This is a genomic window from Streptomyces inhibens (assembly GCF_003389455.1).
Taxonomy (GTDB): domain Bacteria; phylum Actinomycetota; class Actinomycetes; order Streptomycetales; family Streptomycetaceae; genus Streptomyces; species Streptomyces inhibens.
In genome coordinates, this window is the sequence record NZ_QUAC01000242.1 from 43,192 (window position 1) to 52,250 (window position 9,059).

Below are 9,059 nucleotides of genomic sequence, written 5' to 3' on the forward strand. Positions count from 1 at the left end.
GCGACCTGACCAAAGCAGTTGACTGCCGTGTGTTGCTCCGGCGTCACCCGCAGCATGACGGGGAGCCCGTGGAAATGGCAGACCCGTTGGACCGGATGCGGGAGCGCATTCACGGCAAGCCGGCGACCGGCTAGCCCCCTGGATTCCGTCCCCTTGCCGGATGTCCATTCCGGCGTCCCCCGCGTGCTGAGTGATCCCGGCAGGGGGGCGGGTAGGACCCCGGCCGGCTGTCTCACGGACAGCGGCAGCCGGCCGGGTCAACCATCAGTGAGAGCACCTGGAGGAACAGTGATCGCAGTCCTTTCGAACGACGGTGGCGACAAGCTCCCGGGGGAGCCCTACCCCGGCCCACATCAGCCTCCGTCCCCTGACGGTGGCCCGGGTCGGCCGAACCCGCCCAAGGCTGCCTGACCAGTGAGCACCGACGCACACAAGGAGCGCCCCAGCCTTGACGGGCCGGGGCGTGCCCTCATGTCTTCCGGGGCCCTCTCCTCCGACTGGGCCCCCTCGTACGCGGCTGTTCCTCGTTCCGCCGTTCTGCCGGACCTCATGTGGCCGTTCGATATGGCGGTCGGCCGGAGCGTGGCCGTTTCCAAAGCGGACGACCCCGCCAAGTGGCACGCGTACGCGGACTCCGACGTACCGATCGTGACGCAATGGGACGACGGGAAGCACTCCGGCACCGAACCGGGTCATGTGCCGACCAGCTCCGCGTCCATGCCCTCCGTGGTGTTCCGGATGCTCCAGGACCTGGACCTCCGGCCCGGCCACAAGGCGTTGGAGATCGGCACCGCCACGACCTGGAATGCGTTGCTCATGGCCCACCGTGCGGGGCCGGGGAGCGTGACCACGATGGAGGTGGACCGGGCGGTGGCCACGGCTGCCATGGCGACGGTGGAGCGGCTGGGAATCCCCCTTCATGTCGTCCATGGCGACGGGTTCCAGGGCTATCCGGAAGGGGCGCCGTATGACCGGGTCATCGCTACGTGCGGCCTCCGCTCCATTCCGTTCGCGTGGGTGGAGCAGTGCCGGCCCGGCGGGGTCATCGTGGCTCCGTGGGGGACGAACTACAGCCATGCCGACGCGGTGGCCCGCCTGGTGGTGGCGCCGGACGGTGAGAGCGCGTCCGGCAGGTTCACCGGCCCCGTGGAGTTCATGAAGCTCCGGTCCCAGCGGTTTGTCCCCCGGGCTCACTCCGCATACGTCACGGGGAGCGTGGCCGACGGCGACGAGTCGTCCACGACGATCACCGAAGCGGAGTTCGTCGGGGAGCAATTCGGCCCGGAGCGGTTCGCCATGGGCGTCCGGGTCCCCCGGTGTTCGTACGTCGTGGCGGAGAAGAGCGACGGCGCGCGGCCGGTCTGGTTCTACAGCCTGAGTGACAACTCGTGGGCGTGTGTGATGTTCCGCGACGGAGACACGGCCCGTGTGTGGCAGGTCGGCCCCCGTCGACTTTGGGACAACGCGGAAAACGCCTTCCGCTGGTGGGTCCACCGCGGAAAGCCGGACCACACCCGGTTCGGTCTGACCGTGACCGCCGAGGGCGAAAGGGTGTGGCTGGACGACCCGGCCGAATCCTGGGCCCTTTGAGACCGGCCCCGTCCGTGCGTCGCCCCCGTGGCGCATGGGCGGGGCCTTCGCCGGGCCACGACGGCGACCCGCGGAACCGCGGACGTGGCGGCCACCAGGAATCCGGAGCAGGCGCGGCGCGCCGGGCGGCCGAGAAGAGGGTGCGGCGGCCGCCCCGACCAGTGAACTGGCCGCCGCATCCCCGACCTTACCCGTGGGTCACTTACCGGGTCATCACCTGATCGTCGGCCGGGGTGAGGTGTGCGTCACGCCGTACGAGCGCCGCATAACGTCCGTCGGCGGCGAGCAGCTCGTCATGGGTGCCGCGCTCGGCGATCCGTCCGGCATCCAGGACCACGATCTGGTCGGCGTCGCGGACCGTGGAGAGGCGGTGCGCGATGGTGAGGGTGGTGCGGCCCTCGGACAGCGCGTCGATGGCCTGCTGTACGGCGTGTTCGGTGCGGGTGTCCAGGGCGCTGGTCGCCTCGTCGAGGACGAGGACGGGCGGGTCGCGCAGGATGGTGCGGGCGATGGCGAGGCGCTGTTTCTCGCCGCCGGAGAAGCGGTAGCCGCGCTCGCCGACGAGGGTGTCGTAGCCGTCGGGCAGAGCGGCGATGTGGTCGTGGATCTGAGCGGCCTTGGCGGCGCGTTCGATCTCGTCGTCGGTGGCGTCCGGCTTGGCGAAGCGGAGGTTGTCGGCGACCGAGGCGTGGAAGAGGTACGTCTCCTGGGAGACCACGCCGACCGAGCGCGCCAGGGTGTCGAAGTCGAGGTCGCGGACGTCCGTGCCGTCGAGGGTGACCCGGCCCTCGGTCACGTCGTAGATCCGTGGGACGAGATAGCTCAGGGTGCTCTTGCCGCTGCCGGTCGGTCCGACGACGGCGAGGCTGCCGCCGGCCGGGACGGTCAGGTCGATGCCGTTGAGGGTGGGGCGGGCCTCGGGGTCGTAGCAGAACCGGACGTTCTCGAAGCGGATCTCGCCGCGCGGGTCGGTGAGCCGCACCGGTTCGGCGGGCTCGGTGATGGCGACCGGCAGATCGAGGTACTCGAAGATGCGCTGGAAGAGCGCGAGCGAGGTCTGCATCTGTACGCCGGTGGACAGCAGCGAGACGGTGGGCCGCAGCAGGCCCTGCTGGAGCGAGACGAAGGCGACCAGGGTGCCGATGGAGAAGACCGGGCCGCCCATCTGGAGGACCAGGCCGGCCGCCCAGTAGATCAGCGCGGGCATGGCGGCCATGACGATGCCGATGGTGGCCATCCGCCAGCGGCCGGCCATGTTGGCGCGGACCTCCAGGTCGACCAGGCGCTCGGACTCGTCGGCGAAGCTCTTGGTGAGGGAGTCGGCGCGGCCCATCGTGCGGCCGAGCAGAATGCCGCTGACCGAGAGCGACTCGGTGACCATCGTGGACATCGCGGCCATCTGCTTCTGCCGCTGGGTGGTGATCTTCTTGCGTTCGTTGCCGACCCGGCGGCTGATCCAGACGAACAGCGGAAGCAGCAGCAGCGAGACGACGGTCAGCCGCCAGTCGAGCGCGAGCATGGCGCAGACGGTGGCGATGACGGAGGTCAGGTTGGAGACCAGGGAGGTGGCGGTGGAGGTGACGGTCGCCTGCATGCCGCCGATGTCGTTGGCGATCCGGGACTGGACCTCGCCGGTGCGGGTGCGGGTGAAGAAGGCCAGCGGCATCCGCTGGAGCTTGGCGTAGACGGCGGTGCGCAGATCGTGCATCACGCGCTGGCCGACGGTGGTGGACAGCAGGGTCTGGAGTACGCCGAAGACGCTGGTGGTGACGGCGGTGGCGATCATGCCGAGGGCGAGCAGGGTCAGCAGTCCGGTGCGCCGGCCGGGGATGGCGACGTCCAGGATCTCGCGGAGCAGGAACGGTGAGGCCACCGAGACCAGCGAGGAGGCGCCGACGAGCAGACCGACGAGGGCGAGCCGGGCGCGGTAGGGGTGGAAGAGGGCGAGGATCCGCCGCAGTTGGACCGGCGCTTCCGGGTCCTTGGGCGGTGGGGTCCACTGGGGTTCGTCGCGGCGCATGGGCTCCTTCGAGGGTGTGCGGACGTCAGGCATGGACAGCCAGGGGCAAGCATCGTGGAGCTTAGCTCATTGTTACCTAAGCTCACAATGAACCAGGTCCTGATATCCGCTATCCTCGCGGTATGCCCTCCCCCGAGCCGACGGTCAGCACCGCCAACGTCGCCGAGCAGCTGGTACGGCTGACCCGGCGGATGCACCGCGCCCAGAAGCACCACCTGGAGCACCTGGACATCGCCTTCACCCCGGCGCAGTCCCGGCTGCTGCGGATCGTCGACCACTGCCGTGACACCCCGCCGCGGATGGCCGACCTCGCCGAGCGGCTGGAGGTCGTACCGCGGGCGGTGACGACGCTGGTGGACGCGTTGGAGGCGCATGGCGCGGTGCGCCGGGTGCCCGATCCGGCCAACCGGCGGGTGGTACGGATCGAGCTGACCGACACCGGCCGTTCCACGCTCCGCGCGTTGCGCAGCGCGCGGCGGGCCGCGGCGGAGGAGATCCTTGCCCCACTGACCGCCGAACAGCGTGAGGTGCTCGGCGGTCTGCTGTCCACCTTGGTCGACGGGCCGGGTAAGCATCACTGAACCGATCTGACGTGGAGTCAACCGGAGGAGTGCGCCATGCCCCTGCTGGAGCCGGATCCCCAGACCCTGCGGCGCACCGCCACCGGTAACCCCGCGCACGACCGGGTGGCCGACCTGCGGGCATCGGGCACCCCCGAGCCGCTGCGCGGCGACCTCATCGCACTGCTCGGCCCGGACAAGGTGCTGCACAAGATCTCCGACCTGGTCCGCTACGCCTCCGACGCCAGCCCGTACCGCTTCGTGCCGCAGGTCGTGGTGGTGGCCGAGGACGTCGACGACATCTCCGCGGTCTTCTCCTATGCCCACGGCAAGGGCCGCAAGGTCGTCTTCCGGGCCGCCGGGACCTCCCTCAACGGCCAGGCGCAGGGCGAGGACATCCTCGTCGACGTACGCCGGCACTGGGCCGGGATCGAGGTGCTGGGCGACGGCGCCCGCGCCCGGATCCGGCCGGGCACGACCGTGCTCCGCGCCAACGCCGCGCTGGCCCGCCACGGCCGGCTGCTCGGGCCCGATCCGGCCAGCGCGATCGCCTGCACGCTGGGCGGTGTGGTCGCCAACAACGCCTCCGGGATGACGGCCGGCACCACCCGTAACTCCTACCGGACGCTGGCCTCGCTCACCGTCGTCCTGCCGTCCGGCACCATCGTGGACACCGCGGAGCCGGACGCCGACGAGGAGCTGGCGCGCGCCGAACCGGCACTGTGCGCGGGACTGCTGGCGCTCAAGGCGGAGATCGAGGCGGATCCGGATCTGGTGGCCAGGGTCCGCGCCAAGTACGAGATCAAGAACACCAACGGCTACCGCCTGGACGCCTTCCTCGACGGCGCGACACCGGTGCAGATCCTGCGCGGGCTGATGGTCGGCTCCGAGGGCACCCTCGGCTTCATCGCCGAAACCGTCTTCGACACCCTGCCCCTGGACCGGTACACCTCCAGCGCGCTGCTCTTCTTCCCGGCGCTGAGCGCCGCGGCCGCCGCCGTACCGCGGTTCAACGCGGCGGGCGCACGGGCCGTGGAGCTGATGGACGGCAATACCCTGCGCGCGTCGGTGAGCGTGGCCGGGGTGCCCGCCGACTGGGCGATGCTGCCCAAGGAGACCGCCGCGCTGCTGGTGGAGTTCCGGGCGCCCGACGAGGCCGGCCGGCAGGCGTACGAGCGGGCCGCCGCGCAGGTGCTGGCGGGGCTGGATCTGGTCGCGCCGGTCGCGTCCATCACCAATGTCTTCACCCGGGACGCGCAGGCCATCGGCGGCTACTGGAAGGCCCGCAAGGCGTTTGTGACGGCGGTCGGCGGCTCCCGCCCATCCGGTACGACGCTGATCACCGAGGACTTCGCGGTGCCGCCGGACCGGCTCGCGGACGCCTGCACAGCCCTGCTGGAGCTGCAGTCCCGGCACGGCTTCGACGCGGCGGTCGCCGGGCACGCCGCGCACGGCAATCTGCACTTCCTGCTCGCGTTCGATGCGGCGAAGCCGGCCGATGTCGAGCGCTACGCCGCGTTCATGACGGAGTTCTGCCGGCTGACCGTGCAGCGCTTCGACGGTTCGCTGAAGGCGGAGCACGCCACCGGGCGGAACATCGCGCCGTTCCTGGAGCTCGAATGGGGGCCACAGGCAACGGAGTTGATGTGGCGGATCAAGGAGACCGTGGATCCGCACGGCATCCTGGCCCCGCGGATCCTGCTCGACCGCGACCCGCAGGCGCATCTGCGCGGTCTGAAGACGATCCCCGAGGTCGAGGCCCTCGCCGACCCGTGCATCGAATGCGGATTCTGCGAACCGACCTGCCCCAGCGGGGACCTGACCACCACACCCCGCCAACGGATCGTGCTGCGCCGCGAAATGCTGCGCCAGCCGCCCGGCTCCCCTGTCACCACCGAACTGCTGGACTCGTACGGCTATGACGCGGTGGACACCTGCGCCGGCGACTCGACCTGCAAACTGGCCTGCCCGGTGGGGATCGACACCGGCGCGCTGATGCAGGACTTCCGGCACCGGCGCCACTCACCGCGTGAGGAGTGGCTCGCCGAGCGGTCCGCCCGGCAGTTCAAGGTGGTCGAGAGGTCGGCACGGCTGGCGGTGGCCGCCGCTGACCGGATCGGCGACCGGCTGGCGGCGTCGCTGACCGGCGCCGCCCGCCGGGCCGTACGCCCCGATCTGGTGCCCGAGTGGCTGCCGCGGCTTCCCGGCGCGGCGGCCCGAACGCTGCCCGCGACCCGGAAGGTGGGCGCGGCCGCCGTGTACTACCCGGCGTGTGTGAACCGGATCTTCGGCGAGCCCGCCGGGTATCGCGGACCTTCACTGCCCCAGGCGGTGGTGGCGGTGTCGCGGCGGGCCGGCCGGCCGGTGTGGATCCCGACCGATGTGGCCGGGACCTGCTGCGCCACGATCTGGCACTCCAAGGGCTATGAGCGCGGCGCCGCGGTGATGGCCAACCGCATCGTCGAGGCGGCCTGGGGATGGACGGCCGGCGGACAGCTGCCGCTGGTGGTGGACGCCTCCTCCTGCACCCTGGGCCTCGCCCATGACGTCGTGCCGTATCTGACGCCGGACAATCGCGCGCTGCACGGCGAGCTGACCGTCGTCGACTCCCTCGTCTGGGCCGCCGAGGAACTGCTGCCCCATCTGGAGATCCTGCGCACCCTCGGCTCCGCGGTGCTCCATCCCACCTGCTCGATGCAGCACTTGGGCGACGAGGCGCAGCTGCGCCGGGTGGCCGAGGCGTGTGCGCGGGAGGTGGTGGTGCCGGACGACGTGGGCTGCTGCGCCTTCGCCGGCGACCGCGGAATGCTGCACAGGGAGCTGACGGAGTCGGCCACCGCGAAGGAGGCCGCGGAGGTGACCGCGCGGCACTTCGACGCGTATCTGTCGGCGAACCGGATGTGCGAGGTCGGCATGGATCATGCGACGGAGGGCCGAGGCTATTGCTCGGCCCTCCTGGCGTTGGAGCGGGCTACCCGGCCCGCAGACCAAAGCACCTCCGAGCGGTAGCTGGGGGGAGTTCGAGGACGAGCGCGCGTCAGCGCGCGATATGCAATGCCACCGCGCTCTTGGCGTGCACGGTCAGCTGCACCTTGCCGTCATCCCCGACCGTGACCGTGTTGCCGCCGCAGTCGTCCGGAGCGGCCTTGACCACATTGCAGTACGTCCCGCCGGGCAGCGACGTCGCGAATGTCCGACTCAGCTCACCGTCACCATTGTTGAGGGCGACAAAGCCGGCCTTCCCCCGCCCGAAGGCAAGGGCGCTCCCCCCGTTGTCCCACCAGTCGGTCAGTTCGGCGGAGCCCACCGCATTACGGAAGCCGACCATCCCGGTGATCTCCCGCTTGGCGTGCTCATTCGTCCAGCCGCCACTGCCGCTGGGCGGACCCGCGTCCTTGTCGGACCACTCGTAGCCGGAGTACACGTTCGGTGAGCCGTAGGGCGAGGCGAGCATGAAGACATTGGCGAGGGTGTGGGCCGCGCCGTCCTTGTAGGTGAGCGTTGAGCCGTTGCGCTCGGTGTCCCAGTTGTCGACGAAGGTACGGGCCTTGTCGCTGCCGAGCTTGCCGTCGGCGACGGACCTGAGCTGGGCGATGTTGCCGCCCTGGAAGGCGCTCTTGAGGTGGCCGCCGTAGCGGAATTCATCGACATCGCCGATGCCGGTGTACTCGTCGGGCTGGACCGCCTCGCCGGCGCCGTGGATGACCTCTTGCACCCAGTAACCGGGGTCGCTCATCTTGCTCTTGATGGCGGAGATGTCGGTGGCGGAGATGTGCTTGGCGGCATCGATCCGGAAGCCGTCCACGCCCAACGACCGTAGATCGTTCAGGTACTTGGCGATGGTGGTGCGGACATAGTCGCTGCCGGTGTCGAGGTCGGCGAGCCCGACCAGTTCGCAGTTCTGGACGTCGTTGCGGTCGCCGTAGTTGGAGATGTTCTTGCGGCAGCCGTGGAAGTCCTGGTCCTGGTAGAAGCCGGGGTAGTTGTACTTGGTGTACTGCGTGCCGCCGGTGCCGGTCCCCGAGCCGGCCGCCATATGGTTGATGACGGCGTCGGCGATGACCTTGACGCCGGCGCCGTGGCAGGCGCTGACCATCGAGGCGAACGCACTCCGGTCGCCCAGCCGTCCGGCGATCTTGTAGCTGACGGGCTGGTACGAGGTCCACCACTGGTCGCCCTGGATGTGCTCGGAGGCGGGCGAGACCTCGACAAAGCCGTAGCCGGCCGGGCCCAGCTGGTCGGTGCAGGCCTTGGCGACATCCGCGTACTTCCACTCGAACAGCGTGGCGGTGACGGTCTTTTCGCCGGGTGGGGCGGCCTGCGAGGACCAGGGCGCGACGGTGGCGAGGCCGGCCGCGGCCAGCACTCCGGCCAGCGCCCCGCCCAGCACACGGGAACGTTGCTGCATCTTGCGGCTCCTTCGTCATCGGGCACGGCAAAGCACACCGCACCCACGAGAGCAGCCACGCGCCAGGCCGCCATGGGGGGATTCCGGTATCGGAGCCTGCCGTTTGTCTCGCGGACACGTCAAGGCCTTCTGCAAGGCTTTTCAGTGAGTTGCGAAAGATGCTGCCGAGGACTCGTCCGGTCTTGCAGCAAGCAGCCCGGTATTGCGGCGAAGAGTCCAAGCGTGTCGCCTCAAGAGTCCAATCGGCCCTCTTGTGCCTCCGGCCCCCGGCCGACAGGGTCCTGACCGAGGTTCACACATGCCCCGGCGCACCACCGCTCCCATGGAGGATCGATGAACGAGGCACAACCGCAGAACCACGACCACAACGAGGCCGGCCCGAGCCGCCGTTCGGTCCTGTGGACCGCCGGTGCGGCGGGGGCCGGGCTGGGGCTCGGCGGGCTCACGGCCGGTCAGGCCGCGGCGGCCGCGCCCGGGGCGG

Annotated in this window: 5 protein-coding genes; 3 read left to right on the forward strand and 2 right to left on the reverse strand. The window is 70.3% G+C overall.

What is annotated here, in order from left to right; all coding sequences use genetic code 11:
• Positions 1–471: 471 nt before the first annotated feature.
• Positions 472–1,590 (forward strand): methyltransferase domain-containing protein, encoded by a 1,119-nt coding sequence (locus DY245_RS31270; protein ID WP_244943386.1) that lies wholly within the window; start codon positions 472–474, stop codon positions 1,588–1,590.
• A gap of 202 nt (positions 1,591–1,792) precedes the next feature.
• Here the strand turns inward: DY245_RS31270 and DY245_RS31275 are convergent, their stop codons facing one another.
• Positions 1,793–3,610, reverse strand: a complete 1,818-nt coding sequence (locus DY245_RS31275) for an ABC transporter ATP-binding protein (RefSeq protein WP_128510565.1) — start codon at positions 3,608–3,610, stop codon at positions 1,793–1,795.
• 122 nt (positions 3,611–3,732) lie between these two features.
• Here DY245_RS31275 and DY245_RS31280 point away from each other — a divergent pair, with 122 nt between their 5' ends.
• Together DY245_RS31280 and DY245_RS31285 are read left to right on the forward strand one after the other, a co-directional pair.
• On the forward strand, positions 3,733–4,191 hold the full coding sequence (locus DY245_RS31280) for a MarR family winged helix-turn-helix transcriptional regulator (protein ID WP_128510566.1): 459 nt from the start codon (positions 3,733–3,735) through the stop codon (positions 4,189–4,191).
• Between the two features lie 36 nt (positions 4,192–4,227).
• The gene (locus tag DY245_RS31285) at positions 4,228–7,179 is read left to right on the forward strand and encodes an FAD-binding and (Fe-S)-binding domain-containing protein (protein WP_128510567.1); all 2,952 of its coding nucleotides are present in this window, start codon (positions 4,228–4,230) and stop codon (positions 7,177–7,179) included.
• A 28-nt stretch (positions 7,180–7,207) separates the two neighbouring features.
• On the opposite strand, the gene DY245_RS31290 is transcribed toward DY245_RS31285, so the two are convergent.
• Positions 7,208–8,578 carry an alpha-amylase gene (locus DY245_RS31290; protein ID WP_128510568.1) on the reverse strand — a complete coding sequence of 457 codons (1,371 nt, stop codon included), beginning with the start codon at positions 8,576–8,578 and terminating at the stop codon, positions 7,208–7,210.
• Between the last annotated feature and the right edge of the window lie 481 nt (positions 8,579–9,059).